The 16,237-nt window shown below is 68.6% G+C and carries 17 protein-coding genes; 4 read left to right on the forward strand and 13 right to left on the reverse strand.

The genetic code is table 11. The features are described 5' to 3' along the window. Positions 1-38 precede the first annotated feature (38 nt). From ACV7NO_RS00530 to ACV7NO_RS00555, 6 genes are all read right to left on the reverse strand, one after another. Positions 39-1,187: a murein hydrolase activator EnvC family protein gene (locus ACV7NO_RS00530; RefSeq protein WP_463404089.1), complete on the reverse strand. Its 1,149-nt coding sequence runs from the start codon at positions 1,185-1,187 to the stop codon at positions 39-41. A 69-nt stretch (positions 1,188-1,256) separates the two neighbouring features. Beyond that, positions 1,257-1,679 (reverse strand): 23S rRNA (pseudouridine(1915)-N(3))-methyltransferase RlmH, encoded by a 423-nt coding sequence (locus ACV7NO_RS00535; RefSeq protein WP_463404090.1) that lies wholly within the window; start codon positions 1,677-1,679, stop codon positions 1,257-1,259. Between the two features lie 16 nt (positions 1,680-1,695). Further along, positions 1,696-2,100 carry a ribosome silencing factor gene (gene rsfS, locus ACV7NO_RS00540; RefSeq protein WP_463404091.1) on the reverse strand — a complete coding sequence of 135 codons (405 nt, stop codon included), beginning with the start codon at positions 2,098-2,100 and terminating at the stop codon, positions 1,696-1,698. A 2-nt stretch (positions 2,101-2,102) separates the two neighbouring features. Next, complete coding sequence (locus tag ACV7NO_RS00545; RefSeq protein WP_463404092.1) at positions 2,103-2,780, reverse strand: nicotinate-nucleotide adenylyltransferase; 678 nt, start codon at positions 2,778-2,780, stop codon at positions 2,103-2,105. Further along, positions 2,744-4,000, reverse strand: a complete 1,257-nt coding sequence (locus ACV7NO_RS00550) for a glutamate-5-semialdehyde dehydrogenase (protein WP_463404093.1) — start codon at positions 3,998-4,000, stop codon at positions 2,744-2,746. Before ACV7NO_RS00550 ends, ACV7NO_RS00545 begins: the two co-directional genes overlap by 37 nt. Before the next feature lie 39 nt (positions 4,001-4,039). Continuing rightward, on the reverse strand, positions 4,040-4,294 hold the full coding sequence (locus tag ACV7NO_RS00555; RefSeq protein WP_463404094.1) for a hypothetical protein: 255 nt from the start codon (positions 4,292-4,294) through the stop codon (positions 4,040-4,042). 94 nt (positions 4,295-4,388) lie between these two features. Between ACV7NO_RS00555 and msrB the strand changes: the two genes are divergently transcribed. Continuing rightward, complete coding sequence (gene msrB / locus ACV7NO_RS00560) at positions 4,389-4,895, forward strand: peptide-methionine (R)-S-oxide reductase MsrB (protein WP_463404095.1); 507 nt, start codon at positions 4,389-4,391, stop codon at positions 4,893-4,895. 145 nt (positions 4,896-5,040) lie between these two features. On the opposite strand, the gene ACV7NO_RS00565 is transcribed toward msrB, so the two are convergent. The 3 genes from ACV7NO_RS00565 to ACV7NO_RS00575 form a co-directional block, all read right to left on the reverse strand. Beyond that, complete coding sequence (locus tag ACV7NO_RS00565) at positions 5,041-5,616, reverse strand: CHAP domain-containing protein (RefSeq protein ID WP_463404096.1); 576 nt, start codon at positions 5,614-5,616, stop codon at positions 5,041-5,043. 210 nt (positions 5,617-5,826) lie between these two features. Next, the gene (locus ACV7NO_RS00570) at positions 5,827-7,314 is read right to left on the reverse strand and encodes an MFS transporter (protein WP_463404097.1); all 1,488 of its coding nucleotides are present in this window, start codon (positions 7,312-7,314) and stop codon (positions 5,827-5,829) included. Next, positions 7,311-8,138 (reverse strand): SDR family NAD(P)-dependent oxidoreductase, encoded by an 828-nt coding sequence (locus ACV7NO_RS00575; RefSeq protein ID WP_463404098.1) that lies wholly within the window; start codon positions 8,136-8,138, stop codon positions 7,311-7,313. The genes ACV7NO_RS00570 and ACV7NO_RS00575 overlap by 4 nt, the downstream gene beginning before the upstream one ends. Positions 8,139-8,287: 149 nt before the next feature. Here ACV7NO_RS00575 and ACV7NO_RS00580 point away from each other — a divergent pair, with 149 nt between their 5' ends. Then, the gene (locus ACV7NO_RS00580) at positions 8,288-9,433 is read left to right on the forward strand and encodes an acyl-CoA dehydrogenase family protein (RefSeq protein WP_463404099.1); all 1,146 of its coding nucleotides are present in this window, start codon (positions 8,288-8,290) and stop codon (positions 9,431-9,433) included. Positions 9,434-9,546: 113 nt separating this feature from the next. Next, the gene (locus ACV7NO_RS00585) at positions 9,547-10,335 is read left to right on the forward strand and encodes an SDR family oxidoreductase (protein WP_463404100.1); all 789 of its coding nucleotides are present in this window, start codon (positions 9,547-9,549) and stop codon (positions 10,333-10,335) included. Positions 10,336-10,598: 263 nt separating this feature from the next. On the opposite strand, the gene ACV7NO_RS00590 is transcribed toward ACV7NO_RS00585, so the two are convergent. Both ACV7NO_RS00590 and ACV7NO_RS00595 read right to left on the reverse strand, forming a co-directional pair. Continuing rightward, entirely contained in the window at positions 10,599-10,925 is a 327-nt protein-coding gene (locus tag ACV7NO_RS00590; RefSeq protein WP_463404101.1) for a hypothetical protein, read from the reverse strand. A gap of 73 nt (positions 10,926-10,998) precedes the next feature. Beyond that, positions 10,999-11,941 (reverse strand): IS630 family transposase gene (locus ACV7NO_RS00595; protein ID WP_463404102.1). Its coding sequence is split into 2 segments (ribosomal slippage): positions 10,999-11,596 and positions 11,595-11,941, totalling 945 coding nucleotides; the frame shifts between segments, so codons are not numbered across the junction. A gap of 230 nt (positions 11,942-12,171) precedes the next feature. Between ACV7NO_RS00595 and ACV7NO_RS00600 the strand changes: the two genes are divergently transcribed. Continuing rightward, the gene (locus tag ACV7NO_RS00600; protein ID WP_463404103.1) at positions 12,172-12,702 is read left to right on the forward strand and encodes a BRCT domain-containing protein; all 531 of its coding nucleotides are present in this window, start codon (positions 12,172-12,174) and stop codon (positions 12,700-12,702) included. Positions 12,703-12,723: 21 nt separating this feature from the next. On the opposite strand, the gene uvrA is transcribed toward ACV7NO_RS00600, so the two are convergent. Next, positions 12,724-15,621 (reverse strand): excinuclease ABC subunit UvrA, encoded by a 2,898-nt coding sequence (gene uvrA / locus ACV7NO_RS00605; protein ID WP_463404104.1) that lies wholly within the window; start codon positions 15,619-15,621, stop codon positions 12,724-12,726. 369 nt (positions 15,622-15,990) lie between these two features. Continuing rightward, the gene (locus ACV7NO_RS00610; RefSeq protein WP_463404105.1) at positions 15,991-16,170 is read right to left on the reverse strand and encodes a hypothetical protein; all 180 of its coding nucleotides are present in this window, start codon (positions 16,168-16,170) and stop codon (positions 15,991-15,993) included. Positions 16,171-16,237 lie beyond the last annotated feature (67 nt).

Below are 16,237 nucleotides of genomic sequence, written 5' to 3' on the forward strand. Positions count from 1 at the left end.
GCGTTCATAGCATATGTGCCGGTGAACGCTGGCTGACTTCACCCGACGAGCGCGGTGATGTCGACCGGCCGGCCGCGACGGCGCAGCTCCACCGTCACCTGCGGCGCATCCTCCGCCGGCGCGACCCCCACACGCGCGCCCGCCGCGACCGCCGCGCCGACCGCGACATCGGCCCGCGCCAGCCCGGTGATCGCACTCGACCAGCCGTCGCCATGATCGACGATCACCACGGTGCGATACCCGCGGAACGGCCCCGCGAACGCCACGCGTCCCCCGGCTGGCGCCACCACCGCCGCGCCGGGCGCGACCGCCAGCGTCACCCCGCGAGACCGCACGCCAGAATCCGACGTCTCGCCCAGCCCGGTGACGAGCCGCCCCGCGACCGGCAGCCGATACGCCGGCGCCCGCGCGGGACCAGCCGCCTCCTCGGCCGCCGGCGGCCCCGGTAACCGCTCCAGCTCCGCCAGCGTGGCCTGTGCGCCGCCGATCAGATCCATCCGGTCGACCAGGTCGCGCGCCGCCTCCCCCATCGCCAGCGCGCGATCCGATTGTGCGCGCGCGCTTCGGTCCAGCGTCGCCGCCCGCGCGGCGTGCGCGGTTCGCAACGCCGCGAGCTGCCGGCGCTCGCCGACCAGCGCCGCGCGCCCGTCGCGCAGGCTCTTCGCCGCGACCGCCGCCCCGGCCTCCAGCGCGCGCGTGCGGTCGACATCGGCGCGCACGTCCGCGGTCCGCGCGCGCACCACCGGCAGCACGCTGCCCAGCACCGCGCGGACATGCACCAGATCGTCGACCGATCCCGGCTGCGCGATCGCCGCCACCGCGGGCCGACCCGCGAGCGACTGCAACGCCGCCAGCAACCGCGCGACCGGCTGCTGGCGTGCACCCAGCTCCGCACGCTGCCGCGCGAGCAGTGCGCCCACGATCGCCACGCGCGCCCGCGCCGCCGCCAGATCCGCCTCCGCCCGCTCGATCCGCGCCGCCACTGCCGCCTCCGAAGCCCGTGCCGCGGCGGCGGCATCGCGCTCGCCCTCGGCCGCACGCTCCAGCCGCGCCGCGCGTCGCCCCGCCTCCGCGGCCTCCGACCGCGCGATGACCAACCGCGCCCGCGCCAGCGCAAGGTCGTCCTGCGCGGGCGCCGCGGTCGCGAGCAGCAAGGTCGCCACCGCACCGCCTAGGGCCAACGCCATCACCCCCGTTCGTTTCGAGCGACGTCGAGAAACGCGGTCCACGCACGGACGACGGACGACACCCGTCACCTAACCCTCCCGATGGTAGGGATGCCCCGCCAGGATGCTCGTCGCGCGGAACAGCTGTTCCGCCAGCATCGCGCGCGCCAGCAGGTGCGGCCATGTCGCGCGCCCGAACGACACCAGCAGGTCCGCCCCGGCCCGCGCCGTGTCGTCGAACCCGTCCGCCGCACCGATCTCGAACCGCGCCTCGCGCACGCCGTCGTCGCGCCACCGTCCCAGCGTCGCGGCGAACGCGCTCGACGCCATCACCTCGCCCTTCTCGTCGAGCAGCACACGCTTCGCCTGCCCCAGGAGATCGGGCATCCGGCCACCGGTATCGGGCAGCTCGGTGACGCGCGTCGGCCACGCGATCCGCTTCATATAGCGGTCGACGAGGTCACCTTCGGGCGAGCGGGCGATCCGGCCGCGCGCGACGATGTGGAGCAGCACGCGCGCGGACGCGGGGTTATTGCGGCGTCGTCGGCGCCGTCTCGGGCGCGGGCGGCGCATCGCCGAACGACCACATCCGCTCCAGATTGTAGAAGCTGCGCACCTCGGGCCGGAACAGGTGGACGATCACGTCGCCGCCGTCGATCAGCACCCAGTCCGCGGTCGGCAGGCCCTCGATCCGCGCGGGGCGGCCGGTCTGCGCCTTGATCTTCTCCGCCAGCTTCATCGCCATCGATGCGACCTGCCGCGTCGAGCGACCGCTGGCGATCACCATATAGTCCGCGATCGACGATTTCCCCGCGAGCGGGATCGAGATCGTGTCGACCGCCTGGTCGTCGTCGAGCGACTGGAGGACGATTGCGTGCAGCGCCTCGATCGCTTCGATGTCGGAAGAGCGGTAGGCGGGTTGGGTAGAGGCCAAGGTTACTCCTGGGGTTTCATCTGGGGTGGCGCAGCGGGACGGGTGTCGCCCGCATGGCGATACCAGTCCGGATCGGCGCGGCGCAGTTGCGTCGCGGAGGTCGGGTCGGGGCGGAAGCACAGGCTCACCAGCGCCGGAAGACTCCACTCGGTCCAACGCTTCGCCTGGCGTGCGGGGTGTTGGAAGCGCCGCAGCCAACCGCTCGCGGGGGCCGCGAGGGCAACCCGCTCATAGCCCGGACGGGCGACGACCGCAATCGGCAGCGTATGCGCGATCCCGCGCCAGTCCTTCCACCGATGGAACTGCGCCAGATTGTCCGCCCCCATCAGCCATACGAACCGCATCTTGGGATGCAGCCGCACCAGCGCGCGCAACGTATCGATCGTGTAGCGCGTCCCCAGCCGCGTCTCGATGTCGGTCGCACGGATCGGCGCGCGCCGCGCCATCCGCCGCGCGGACGCCAGCCGCGCGGGCAGCGGCGCCATCCCCCTGGCGGGTTTCAGCGGGTTGCCCGGCGACACCAACCACCACGCCTCGTCCAGCCCCAGCGCGTCGATCGCGGCCAGCGTGATGCGGCGATGCCCGCGATGCGCCGGGTTGAACGATCCCCCCAGCAGCCCGACGCGCCCCGTTGATTGTCGGTTCACCCGCGAACCTGCCCCGTCCCGCGCGCCACCCATTTGTACGTCGTCAGCCCTTCGGCGGCGACCGGCCCGCGCGCATGGAGCCGCCCGGTCGCGATCCCGATCTCCGCACCCAGCCCGAACTCGCCGCCGTCCGCGAACTGCGTCGAGGCGTTCCACAGCACGATCGCCGAATCGACCCGCGCCAGGAACCGCTCCGCGACGCCCTCGTCCGCGGCGACCACGGCGTCGGTATGGTGGCTACCGTGGCGCGCGATATGCCCGATCGCGCCGTCCACCCCGTCGACGATCGCGGCGGAGGCGATCGCGTCGAGATACTCGGTATCCCAATCCTCGTCATCCGCGGGTGCGACACCCGGCACCAGCGCGCGCACCGCCGCATCCCCCAGCACCACGCACCCCGACGCGCGCAGCGCCGCGACCAGCGTCGGCGTCTCCCGATACGCGCGATCGATCAGCAGCGTCTCCATCGCGCCGCACACCCCCGTCCGCCGCATCTTCGCATCGACGACGATCGCCGCCGCCATCGCCGGGTCCGCCGAAGCGTCGACATAGACATGGTTGATCCCGTCGAGATGCGCGAGCACCGGCACCCGCGCCTCGCGCTGGACCCGCGCGACCAGCCCTTTGCCCCCGCGCGGGATGACGAGGTCGATCGCCCCCTCCGCCGCCAGCAGCGCGCCCACCGCCGCGCGATCCGTCGTCGCCACGCGCTGCACCGCGTCTGCGGGCAACCCCGCGGCCGCCAACGCACCCGCAAACGCCACATGGATCGCGGCATTGGTGTCGCGCGCCTCCGACCCACCGCGCAGGATGACCGCGTTGCCCGACTTCACACACAGCGCCGCTGCGTCGGCGGTCACGTTAGGCCGGCTTTCGTAAACGATCCCGATCACCCCGATCGGCACGCGCACGCGGCGAAGGTTCAGCCCGTTGGGCCGCACCGCCTCGTCGATCACCTGTCCAACCGGATCGGCAAGGTCGGCGACCGCATCGACCCCTGCGGCAATCCCCTCCAGCCGCGCCGCATCCAGCCACAACCGGTCGAGCATCGCCGCGCTCAGCCCGCTTTCGGTCGCGCGCGCCATGTCGGCGGCGTTCGCCGCAAGGATCGCGGGCGCAGCATCGCGAAGCGCGGTGGCGGCGGCGTGGAGCGCCCGCACCTTGTCCGCCGAGGGTGTCGTCGCCAGCGCCGCCGCGGCGTGCCGCGCGCGTTCGGCCATGGCCAGAATTTCGGTATGGATCGCCTCGGTCATCGCGGCGTGGCTATCACGCGACGGCGCGGACGGACAGTGTCAGGACGGTTTGCCCGGCGTGCAGCTGTCGCCCTCGCGCTCCGCGACGGCGGGCGGCTTCTTGCGCCCCATCGTCCAGTTCGACTGCGCGCGCACCTGCGGGTTGGGCGCGCACCAGATCTCGCCGGTTTCGTTGATCGCGGTCACCCAGATCAGGTTGTGCTCCTGCCCGTAATCGATGACCGCGAACGCATAGCCCGGTCCCTTGTCGAGCACGGTGACGGGGATCGGCGGATCGAGCTGCTGGAACGACATAGGGGAAACCTTCGAGACTGTCCCGCCCAAGCGCGCGGCCTGGGTGCGGGGTTCCACCGCTGGCATCGCAAACATCCTGACCTATATCATGACGATGACCAGCCCTTCCGCCCCCATCGATCGCCGTCGCCTGTTCGGCCTCGCCGGTGCCGCGACCGCCTCGATCGTCCTGTTCGGATGCGGCACCGCGCCTGAGGCCGCCGCGGCGGAAACCTTTCCCTTCCGGCTGAGCGATGCCGAATGGCGCAAGCGCCTGTCGCCTGCCGCCTATCAGGTGCTCCGCCACGAGGACACCGAACGCCCCTATTCGAGCGCGCTCAACGGCGAGCATCGCGCAGGGACATTCGCTTGCGCCGGCTGCGCGCAGCCGGTCTTCTCCTCGAAGACCAAGTTTGAAAGCGGCACGGGCTGGCCCAGCTTCTGGGCGCCGCTGCCCCGCAGCGTCGGCACGCGAACCGATTCGTCGCTCGGCATGGCGCGGGTCGAGGTGCACTGCGCGCGCTGCGGCGGGCATCTGGGTCACGTCTTCGACGACGGACCGAAGCCGACCGGCAAGCGCTATTGCATGAACGGGGTGGCGATGACGTTCCGGGCGGCGTGATCCGCCACTGGGTCGGTTCGACGTGCACGCTGCGAACCCAGATCGCCCCGGCGAGATGCCGTCATCCGGGGCTCCGCTTTTTCTCGGGGCGAAGCCCTGAAGGCGGATCCCATCATCGCTGAACGGCGATCCGCGACGGGATCGATCAGAACGCGGTGCCAGAGACCGTGTGCGCGACCGGGACCGGCGCATTGGTAGCGATCACCACCGTCGGCAGCGCCGGGGTCGTCTCGATCGCAGGCTCGGGTGCCGGGGCGATCTGCGGCGCATGCCCCGAATAGATGAAGCCGCGCGTCGGATAGCTCGAGGTGCCGAGCCCGCCCTGCGGCGCATACCACACCTTCACCATGCTCCAGTCGCCCGCCGCCGACACGTCGATCGCGCGGACGTTCGTCTCGATCGCGCCGCGGTGCGACCAGTTGGCATGGGTCAGAAGCACCTCGCGGTCGCTGACGATCTTGCTGACCATCGCGACATGGCCGACGCGCATCCGGCGGGTCGAGTCGAAGGCGAGGACCGCGCCGACCTTGGGCGCATGGCCGCGCTCGTACCGGCCCTCGGCCTGGCCCCACCAGGTGTTCGCGTTGCCGCGGATCGCGATGCCCGAAATCTCGCGGGCATAGGGCGCGCACTGCCAGAACTGCGCCATCGCAGGGGTCGCCGTCATCAGGCCGAGCGTAAACACCAGCGCGAATCGCGCTGCAAGCATCTTGAATGTCATGTGACCCCCCAAAGGTCCCGCGATCCGTTGATCTTGGGCTAGAGGGGGTTTCCCAGGTTGGAAATAGCGCGACCCCACCGAACGGAACCTTTTCCGACGAAGCGTTTCGCCGCGACGACGACCGGCGGCGCGACGTCAGTCTGAATGCCCGATGACTCTAGCGACGGTGCCGCGCACGCCCTCGAATCGCACCGATAGCGCTGTTAGCGCTCACGGCTCGCGCGGCGCGGCGTCCACGATTCCCGCCCCGGCCAGCCGCGCCAGTCGTGCGTCATGCTCCGCCCGCCCGAACGGAAAGCGCGAGAAGAACAGCGCCGCCAGCGCCGCGATCACGACATAGATCACCCCGAAGATCAGCGTCAGCCGGTCGATCGTCGCCACCGACACCTGCCCCGGCACCGCCTTTTCCGGGAACCCGGCCACCGACAGGATCACGCCTGCCAGGAAGATGCCGACGCCGGAGGTGCATTTCTGAACGAAGAACGATCCCGCGAAGAACACCCCTTCGGACCGTCGCCCGGTCTTCGCCTCCGAATCCTCGACCACGTCGGCCATCATCGACGCGCCCAGGATGAACCCCGTCACGTTGCTCGCGGTGCCCAGCGTCACCAGCGTGAAGAACACCGGCAGCAGCGCCGCATCCCCCACCTCCGGAAACATCCCCGCCAGCCGCAGCCAATAGGGCGCGGTGTTGAAGGTCGCCCCCATCAGCACCGCGATCATCGCGGCATGCGGCTTGCTCGCGCGCTTCCCGATCCGCGGCGCCGCGACGAACGCGACGACGACGCCCGCGAACAGGACGATCGTGAGGTACACGAACATCGATCCGCGGAATCCCCACACATAACTGTAGAGATAGTTCGACATCGCATAGCCGATCCCCTGGATCGTATAGGCGCACACCCCCGCCAGCATCAGGATCACGAACGCGCGATTGTTCAGCGTCTGCCCCATCTCGCGCAGCGTCGTGCCGACCGTCTGGTCGTGGATCACCGGTTTCGGCAGCCGGACGATCTCGCGGTGGGTGCCCAGCGCGGAGACGAGGATCGCGACGAACATCGCCGCCGCCCCCAACAGCGCGAACCCGGCATAGCCCGCGCGGTTGAGCAGACCGTTGGCGAACTGCGGCGTCGGCGCGAGGAAGATCATGTAGGCGCTCAACAGCATCAGCAGACCGCCCGCCCAGCCGAACAGATAGCGATACGCCATGATCCGCGTCCGCTCGTCATAGTCCGAGGTCAGCTCCGGCGTCAGCGCCTGCGACGGCACCTCGTAGCTGCTGACCGCGCTACGCACGACCACCGCCGTCACGAACAGCCACATGAGCGTCGCCGCCTCGCCCATCACCGGCGGGTTCCACAGCGCGATCCAGCCCAGCGCGATCGGCAGCGCGGCGGCATACATCCACGGATGCCGCCGCCCCCAGCGCGTCCGCGTCCGATCGGACATCAGCCCCACCGTCGGATCGACGAACGCGTCGATCAGCAGCGCGAGCATCACGACGAACCCCACCGTCGCCGCGGGCAGCCCGACCACCTGGTTGTAGAACAGCAGCAGGAACGTGCCGAACCCGGAATCCTTCACCCCGTACGCGACCGCGCCGAACCCGTAGCTCGCCATCGTCCGGTTCGCGAGGCGACGCCGGTCGGGCACCGCCGCCGCGCCGACGACGCCCGGCGCGATTGCGGGGTCGGTCACTTGAACGCGTCCAGCGCGTCGAACAGCGAGGGCTGTGTCGCGTCCCAGCTCGCCTGCGTCCCGATCGTCATGCCGCCGTCGACCAGGATATGCGTGCCCGTCACGAACGCAGCGTCCTCGCTCGCCAGGAACGCGACCGCCGCCGCGATGTCTTCAGAGGTGCCCGCGCGCTGGACCGGTTGCGCACGCGCGGCGATCGCGGCGATCGCGACGTTCGCCTGCGCGCGCTTCGCCTCGGGCACGTCCAGATGGCGGGTGAAGATGTTGGTCGTGATGAACCCCGGCACCACCGCGTTGACGCGGATCCGATGCTTCGCCAGATCCGCCGCCGCCAGCTTCGTCAGGTGGAGCACGCCCGCCTTCGCGGTCGAATAGGCGGTCGGCGCATAACCGGTGCCCAGCGCCGACACGCTGGAGGTGTTGACGATCGCCCCGCCCCCGCGCTTGGCGATCAGCGGCGCGGCATAGCGGATGCCCAGCGCGACCGAGCGCAGCAGCAGCGCCTGCGTCCGGTCCCAGTCCTCGGGCGAGATCTGGTCGATCGGTTCGCGCGCGCCGCCTGCACCCGCATTGTTGAACACCACGTCGACGCCGCCCGCCGCGTCCGCCGCCAGCATCAGCGCCTCGATCTGGGCGGCGTCGGTCACGTCGGTGCGCAGGAAACGGATCCGCCCGTTCGACGTATCGGCCAGTTCGCTGCCGCCCGCCTCGTCGACGTCGCCGATCCACACCTCGGCGCCCTCCTCGACGAGCCGCAGCACCGTCGCACGGCCGATTCCCGAGGCGCCGCCGGTCACGACGGCGCGCTTGCCCTGGAAGCGCATCATTCTCTCCTGTGTCCGTGTTTTCGGCAGCATAGTATGGGCACCTGCATCGTCAATGCGCCTCGGTTCGAATTTCGGGTTTGCCGGACTTGCCGCCGCTCGCCGGGACGGGTAGCCAGTGCCGCGACGCTCAGGAAAGACAGACCCGCATGGCCCTCGATCCCGAAACCTTCGATGCACTGATCGATACCGTCCGCCGCTTCGTCACCGAGCGCCTGCGCCCGCTAGAAGGCGAAGTGGAGGCGAACGACGCGATCCCGCCGGGGATCGTCGACGCGATGCGGGAGATGGGGCTGTTCGGCCTGTCGATCGCGGAGGAGCATGGCGGCCTGGCGCTGACCATGGCGGAGGAATGCCGCGTCGCGATCGAGATGGGGCGCACCACGCCCGCCTTCCGCTCCACCTTCGGCACCAATGTCGGGATCGGGTCTCAGGGGCTCGTCATGGCCGGCACCCCCGAACAGAAGACGGAGTGGCTCCCCCGGATCGCCAGCGGCGAGATCGTCACCAGCTTCGCGCTGACCGAACCCGATGTCGGCTCCGATTCGGGCGCGGTGAAGACGCGCGCGATCCGCGACGGCGACGTCTACCGCCTGTCGGGTACGAAGCGCTATATCACCAATGCGGACAAGGCGGACCTGTTCACCGTCATGGCGCGCACCGGCGACGAAGCCGGCGCGCGCGGCGTCTCCGCGTTCCTCGTCCCGAAGTCGCTCCCCGGCATCACGATCGGCGAGCCCGAGAAGAAGATGGGGCAGAAGGGCGCGAAAGTCGCCGACGTGATCTTCGACGACGTCCCCGTCCCCGCCGCCAACCGGCTGGGCGCGGAGGGCGAGGGCTTCAAGATCGCGATGCGCGTGCTCGATCGCGGGCGGCTCCACATATCCGCGGTGTGCGTCGGGGTCGCCGAGCGGCTGATCGCGGACTGCGTCGCTTACGCCACCACCCGCACCCAGTTCGGAAAAGCCATCGCGGAGCATCAACTGATCCAGGGCATGCTCGCCGACTGCAAGACCGAGGCGCTGGCGGCGCGCGCGCTGGTGCTGGAGACGGCCGCGCGCAAGGATCGCGGCGAGGATGTCGTCATGGAGTCCGCCGCCGCGAAATATTTCGCCAGCGAGATGGTCGGCCGCGTCGCCGACAAGGCGGTCCAGATCTATGGCGGCGCGGGCTATATCGCGGATTACGGGATCGAGCGCCTGTACCGCGACGTCCGCCTGTTCCGCATCTACGAGGGCACCAGCCAGATCCAGCAGATCATCATCGCGCGCGAGACGATCAAGCGCGGGGGGTGAATCACCACACGTCACCCCGGCGAAAGCCGGGGTTTCGCGCCGCGAGGGCGACACGCCTGGCACGAGATCCCGGCCTTCGCCGGGATGACGACATCACCGATGGGAGAGACGTCATGGATACCACTACCCTGTTCCGGCTCGACGGCCGCGTCGCGCTCGTCACCGGCGGCAGCCGCGGGATCGGAAAGATGATCGCCGCCGGCTTCGTCGCCCAGGGCGCGAAGGTCTACGTCTCGTCGCGCAAGGCCCCCGCCTGCGAGGAAACCGCCGCCGAACTCGGCCCGAACTGCATCGCGCTCCCTGCCGACATTGCGACCGTCGACGGCTGCAAGGCGCTCGCCGCCGCGCTCGGCGAACGCGAGGAGCGTCTCGACATCCTCGTCAACAATGCCGGCGCGGCCTGGGGAGTCCCGTTCGAGGAATTCCCCGAAAGCGGCTGGGACAAGGTGATGGACCTCAACGTGAAGTCGCCCTTCTTCCTGACGCAGGCGCTCCATCCGCTGCTCAAGGCCGCCGCCAGCGCCGCGCGGCCGGGCAAGGTCATCAACATCACCTCGATCGACGGCCTGCGCCTCAACGCGTGGGAAACCTATTCCTACCACGCCTCGAAATCCGCTTTGATCTACCTCACCAAGCGCCTCGCCGCGCGGTTGGTGAAGGACCATATCAACGTGACCTCGATCGCCCCCGGCGCCTTCCCCAGCGAAATGAACCGCGCCGCGCGCGACCACGGCGAGTCGGTCGCCAAGGCCATCCCCGCGCAACGCATCGGCGTCGCCGAGGACATGGCCGGCACCGCTATCTTCCTCGCCTCGAAAGCCGGCGACTATGTGATCGGCGAGACGATCGCGGTCGATGGCGGGCTGGTCAACGCGTCGACGGGCACCAGCATCGACGCATAGAGACAGCGATACACTTTATGACCGTCATGCCGGGCTATTCCCGGAATCCAGCCGTCAACCAGCGCCGGCTCGGCCGATGGCCATCCCCACTCCTCCACGTCACCCCGGACTTGATCCGGGGTCCCGCTTCATCACGACCGAAATCCGCGAGCGAAGCACCGCGCCGCGGAAGCGACGTGAAGTCGGTAGCATCACAATACTGGACGGCGTGTGACCGCCTCAGTCCGACGCTCCGGTCTACCTCTCCGTGGTCCCACGATCGCTCACCGGGCCGGTCCGGTCGCGGGCCGAAGACCCTCGCGTTCCGATTCCGGCACTGGCGCGGTCGGGTCCGGCCGGAACGCGTCGGGCGCGCGGTGGTCCGCACCGGGATGCGGCTTGTCCGCGGCAAGATCGGGCGCAGGATGCTCGGCATTCCCCGGCCCGTGCCCGAAGAACCGGTCGAGCAACCCGAAATGCAGCGCTGCCCCGACCGCACTCGCCAGCGCACCGACTGCGGTCGCCGCGCCGATCGCGATGTTACGATTGCGATGCGCGGGCTCGAAGCGGCCGTGGCTGTCGCGGTGGGGGCGTTTGGCTGGTTTGGTCATGCGCAGGTGAACGGGCATCACGCGCCCGCGTTCCACTCTCCACGTTCCACTTATTGCCTAGAGTCGGATGACATCAAGCTGACCCATATCCTGAGTTGACGAGGTAGTTGCGGCATTCTGCGGGGGAGAAGGCATCGAGAAGCGTGCCGACGCGTCTCCATGTTGCCTCGTGGGATCGCTCGGCGGCCTTGCGCATGAGGTGTTTGATCTTGGCGAAAACCTGCTCGATCGGGTTCAGGTCCGGGCTGTAGGGCGGCAGGAACAGCAGCCTGGCACCGACCGCACGGATAGCGTTGCGGATGGCGGGTTTCTTGTGGCTGGAGAGGTTGTCCATGATGACGACGTCGCCGGGCGACAGCGTCGGCACGAGGCACTGCTCGATATAGTCGGTGAAGCTTTGCGCGTTGACCGGCTGGTCCAGCACGCACGGCGCGTCGATCCGGTCGCAGCGCAGCGCCGCCAGGAACGTCATCGTGCGCCAGTGGCCGTAGGGCACCTTGGCATGGAGCCGCTGGCCGACCGGTGCCCAACCGCGCAAGGGGGCCATGTTCGTCTTCACCCACGTCTCATCGATGAAGACGAGACGCGCCGGATCAAGCCGACCCTGGTATTTCTTCCACTGCGCCCGACGCCGGGCGATCGCGGGACGGAGTTGTTCGGCGGGCATCACGCTTTTTTTTGAAGCTCAGCCCCTCGACATGGGCGAACCGCCAGACCTGAACATAGTCGACCTTCACGTCGCGGCTCGCCAACTCCGCTACCAGTCCACGCAAGGTGAAGTCGCGGGTCATCCGCTCCAGCAGCCAGTCACGTGTCGCGCCGGACAGGATGTTGGATCGGCGACCACCCATCCGGCTCGGTGCGGCGCTGCCCGTATCGCGAAAGCGCCGCACCCATTTGATCGCCGAACTCGGCGCCACCCCGAAGCGTGAAGCAGCCGCGTGACACGACATGCCATCGGTGATTACCGCCCTGACCACCCGTTCCCGCAGGTCCATCGAATACGGCTTTGACATGCTGGCTGGCCTCCTTCGCCAGCCGGCACATTGAATCAGATCGCCAGCCCCATGGGAATCCTCAGCGATTCAGATCTACGTCATCACGCTCTATAGGTCCGCTTGCGATATTCTCGACGATCCAGCACCGTAGCGATGAGGGAGCCAGGATCGATGAGCAACGGGGCCTTCTACGCGCGTGTCGGCAATGATCGGATCACGTCTCGTCAACGCGACGAACTGACCGGATCGTGCGGGGCGTCGCCGCCGATGGCGCGCTGAACCGAACCGAGGTCGAGTTTCTGCAGAAGTGGCTCGCAGCCAATGTCGCCATCACCGATCAACCGATAATCCGGATCCTCTACGATCGAATCATCGGCGTTCTGGCAGACGGTATCGCGAACGCCGAGGAGTGTCGGGATCTGCTTGATACGCTCAACAGTTTCTCGAATCGTGATTTTGAACTCGGGGAAGTCCTCAAGGCTACGACGCTTCCGCTATGTGACCCGGAACCAGCCCTCGTGTTCGGCGGCAAGACTTACTGCTTTACCGGGACATTCAATTACGGCCAACGCAAGCATTGCGAGGCCGTCGTGCAAGAGCGCGGTGGCCTGTGCGGCCCGCTGACCCGCCGCACCGACGTGCTGGTCATCAGCTTCTATGCGACGGAATCATGGAAACACTCGTCGTTCGGCAACAAGATCCTGAAGGCGTCCGAGATGCGCGCCGCCGGCGTGCCGGTTTCCATCGTCTCCGAAGCGCACTGGGCACGCCACCTGTAGGATGGCGGAGCGCGCCAAGGCTCACGCCGCCGCCTTCACCCCGCGCTTCAACAACGGCGCCAGATACTTGCCCGTGAAGCTCCGCTTCTCCTTCGCGACCGTCTCGGGCGTCCCCTCGGCGACGATCTCGCCCCCCTTCACCCCGCCCTCCGGCCCCAGGTCGAGCACCCAGTCCGCGGTCTTGATGACGTCGAGATTGTGTTCGATGACCACCACCGTGTTGCCCTGCTCGACCAGCGCGTGGAGCACTTCGAGCAGCTTGCGCACGTCCTCGAAATGCAGCCCCGTCGTCGGTTCGTCGAGGATATACAGCGTGTTGCCTGTCGCGCGCCGCGACAGCTCCTTCGCCAGCTTCACGCGCTGCGCCTCGCCGCCCGACAGCGTCGTCGCCTGCTGCCCGACCTTGACGTAGCCCAGCCCCACCTCCACGAGCATCGCCATCTTGTCGCGGATCGGCGGCACCGCCTTGAAGAACTCGGCGGCGTCCTCGACGGTCATGTCGAGCACGTCGGCGATCGAGTGCCCCTTGAACTTCACCTCCAGCGTCTCGCGGTTGTAGCGCGCGCCGTGGCACACGTCGCACGTGACGTAGACGTCGGGCAGGAAGTGCATCTCGATCTTGAGCACGCCGTCGCCCTGGCATGCCTCGCACCGTCCGCCCTTGACGTTGAAGCTGAACCGCCCGGGCTTGTACCCGCGTGCCGCGCTTTCCGGCAGTCCGGCGAACCAGTCGCGGATCTGCGTGAAGCTGCCGGTATAGGTCGCCGGGTTCGATCGCGGGGTGCGGCCGATCGGCGACTGGTCGATGTCGATCACCTTGTCGAGATACTGCAGCCCGGTGATCCTGTCGTGCCTGCCCGCCAGGATCCGCGCGCCGTTCAGCTCGCGCGCGGCAGCGGCATAGAGCGTGTCGATCGTGAAGCTCGACTTGCCCGATCCCGACACCCCGGTGATGCAGGTGAAGGTGCCCAGCGGAATGCTCGCGGTGACGCCCGTCAGGTTGTTCGCGGTTGCGTTGTGCACCGTCAGCTTCTTGCCGTTGCCCTTGCGCCGCTCCTCGGGCAGCGGCACCGCGCGCGTGCCGTTGAGATAGTCCGCGGTGATGCTTGTCTTCGATTTCAGCAGCTGCTTGAGCGTCCCCTGCGCGACGATCTCGCCGCCATGCACCCCCGCGCCTGGCCCCATGTCGATGACATAGTCCGCGGTGCGGATCGCATCCTCGTCATGCTCGACGACCAGCACGGTGTTGCCTAGGTCGCGCAGTCGCCGCAGCGTCTTGAGCAGCATGTCGTTGTCGCGCTGGTGCAGCCCGATCGACGGCTCGTCGAGCACGTAGAGCACCCCCGACAGCCCGGATCCGATCTGCGACGCCAGCCGGATCCGCTGGCTCTCGCCCCCCGACAGCGTCCCGCTCGTCCGGTCGAGGTTGAGGTAATCGAGCCCGACATTGTTGAGGAACCCCAGCCGCTCGACGATCTCCTTCAGGATCCGCTCCGCGATCGCATTCTGCTGGTCGCCCAGATGCGCGGGCAGGTCCGTGAAGAACGCCAGCGCGTCGACCACCGACAGGTGCGTCGCATAGCTGATGTCCTGCATCGCCACCTTCACCGCCAGCGCCTCGGGCTTCAGCCGCGCGCCGCCGCACACCTCGCACGCCTGCGCGGACTGGTATTTCGACAGCTCCTCGCGCATCCACGCGCTCTCGGTCGACAGCATCCGGCGGTTGAGGTTGCCGATCACGCCCTCGAACGGCTTCTTGACGTCGTACGCCTTCTTCCCGTCGATGAAGGTCAGCGTCACCGGCTTGCCCTTCGTCCCGTACAGGATCGTGTCGCGCACCGCCTCGGGCAGTTCGCCCCACGCCGTGTCGAGCGAGAAGTCGAACGCCTTCGCCAGCGAGCCCAGCACCTGCATGTAATAGGGCGAGGGCGGGTTGGACTTCGCCCAAGGCACCACCGCGCCCTTCTTGAGGCTCAGCGCATGGTTGGGGACGACCAAGTCCTCGTCGAAGATCAGCTTCTCACCCAGGCCGTCGCACGCCGGGCACGCACCCTGCGGCGCGTTGAACGAGAACAACCGCGGTTCGATCTCGCTGATCGTGAACCCGCTGACCGGGCAGGCGAACTTCTCGCTGAACACGATCCGCCCGTCGGGCGCGTGATCGCCCAGGATCGCGCTCTTGGGCGTCGCGGGCTCGACCGGGTCGGCGGGGTCGACATAGGCCAGGCCCTCCGCCAGCTTCAGCGCGGTCTCGAAGCTCTCCGCCAGCCGCGTCGCGATGTCGCCGCGTACCACCAGCCGGTCGACCACCACCTCGATGTCGTGCTTGAACTTCTTGTCGAGCGCGGGCGCCTCGTCGATCTCGTGGACGGTGCCGTCGATGCGGACGCGGGTGAAGCCCGCCTTCTGCCACTCCGCCATCTCCTTCCGGTACTCGCCCTTGCGCCCGCGCACGACGGGCGCGAGCAGGTACAGCCGCGTCCCTTCCGGCAGCGCGAGCACCCGGTCGACCATCTGGCTGACGGTCTGCGCCGCGATCGGCTCGCCGGTCGCCGGGCTGTACGGCACCCCGACGCGCGCCCACAGCAGCCGCATGTAATCATAGATCTCGGTCACGGTCGCTACCGTCGAGCGCGGATTGCGCGACGTCGTCTTCTGCTCGATCGAGATCGCCGGGCTCAGCCCCTCGATATGATCGACATCGGGCTTCTGCATCAGCTCGAGGAACTGCCGCGCATAGGCGCTCAGGCTCTCGACATAGCGCCGCTGCCCCTCGGCATAGATCGTGTCGAACGCGAGGCTCGACTTGCCCGACCCCGACAGCCCGGTGATGACCGTCAGCGTATCCCGGGGAATGTCGACGGACACATCCTTGAGATTATGCTCGCGCGCGCCGCGGACGGAGATCTTGGTCAGCATGGGGTGGGTTCTACTTCTGTTCCGGGCAATGGGCTAGAGTGCAAAATAGGGACACCAAGTCTCATGCGCCATATGTCCGCGGTACGCAGGATCGACAGCATCATACGATGTCGGTGCGCCGGCTTCCTTGATCGGCGCCGACTATACGATGCTGGTCGGCGGCGCGGGCGACGACAGCTATCACATCAACGGTTCGCGGGATCAGGGGGTCGAAAACCCGGTTGACGGGATCGATACGGTCTACAGCCGCAGCGGCTACATGCTGCGGGCCAGGCTCGAACACCTCTTCCTGACCGGTACGAGCACGCTGAACGGCATCGGCGATGCGTCCGACAACAGGCTGCCCGGCAATGCGACCGGGCGGCTCTGCTACGACCGCGGCGGCACCGGTGCGGGCGCACAGGCCCTCTTCGCCCAAATCGCCGCGGGCGCGATGCCGACCGCCACCAGCTTCACCCCGATCGCCCCGTCGCAGAGCCGGCGGCGGCCCGACGATGCGTCGGAACCGGACAGGACGCGGTGCGCGAGGAGATTGACTCCCCGCGCCATCCCCGGTCTCCTCCACGCTCGCACCGTTTCCGCCCAACGCGGGCCGGGCATCTCGACGGAGGATCTC

The sequence above is a fragment of the Sphingomonas sp. Ell38C01 genome (genome assembly GCF_055231975.1).

Coding starts and splice junctions, on each gene's coding strand:
- ACV7NO_RS00530 (WP_463404089.1), bottom strand. CDS start 1,187: ATGGCGTTGGCCCTAGGCGGTGCGGTGGCGACCTTGCTGCTCGCGACC.
- ACV7NO_RS00545 (WP_463404092.1), bottom strand. CDS start 2,780: ATGGGTGGCGCGCGGGACGGGGCAGGTTCGCGGGTGAACCGACAATCA.
- ACV7NO_RS00550 (WP_463404093.1), bottom strand. CDS start 4,000: ATGACCGAGGCGATCCATACCGAAATTCTGGCCATGGCCGAACGCGCG.
- ACV7NO_RS00555 (WP_463404094.1), bottom strand. CDS start 4,294: ATGTCGTTCCAGCAGCTCGATCCGCCGATCCCCGTCACCGTGCTCGAC.
- msrB (WP_463404095.1), top strand. CDS start 4,389: ATGACCAGCCCTTCCGCCCCCATCGATCGCCGTCGCCTGTTCGGCCTC.
- ACV7NO_RS00565 (WP_463404096.1), bottom strand. CDS start 5,616: ATGACATTCAAGATGCTTGCAGCGCGATTCGCGCTGGTGTTTACGCTC.
- ACV7NO_RS00575 (WP_463404098.1), bottom strand. CDS start 8,138: ATGCGCTTCCAGGGCAAGCGCGCCGTCGTGACCGGCGGCGCCTCGGGA.
- ACV7NO_RS00580 (WP_463404099.1), top strand. CDS start 8,288: ATGGCCCTCGATCCCGAAACCTTCGATGCACTGATCGATACCGTCCGC.
- ACV7NO_RS00585 (WP_463404100.1), top strand. CDS start 9,547: ATGGATACCACTACCCTGTTCCGGCTCGACGGCCGCGTCGCGCTCGTC.
- ACV7NO_RS00590 (WP_463404101.1), bottom strand. CDS start 10,925: ATGACCAAACCAGCCAAACGCCCCCACCGCGACAGCCACGGCCGCTTC.
- uvrA (WP_463404104.1), bottom strand. CDS start 15,621: ATGCTGACCAAGATCTCCGTCCGCGGCGCGCGCGAGCATAATCTCAAG.
- ACV7NO_RS00610 (WP_463404105.1), bottom strand. CDS start 16,170: ATGGCGCGGGGAGTCAATCTCCTCGCGCACCGCGTCCTGTCCGGTTCC.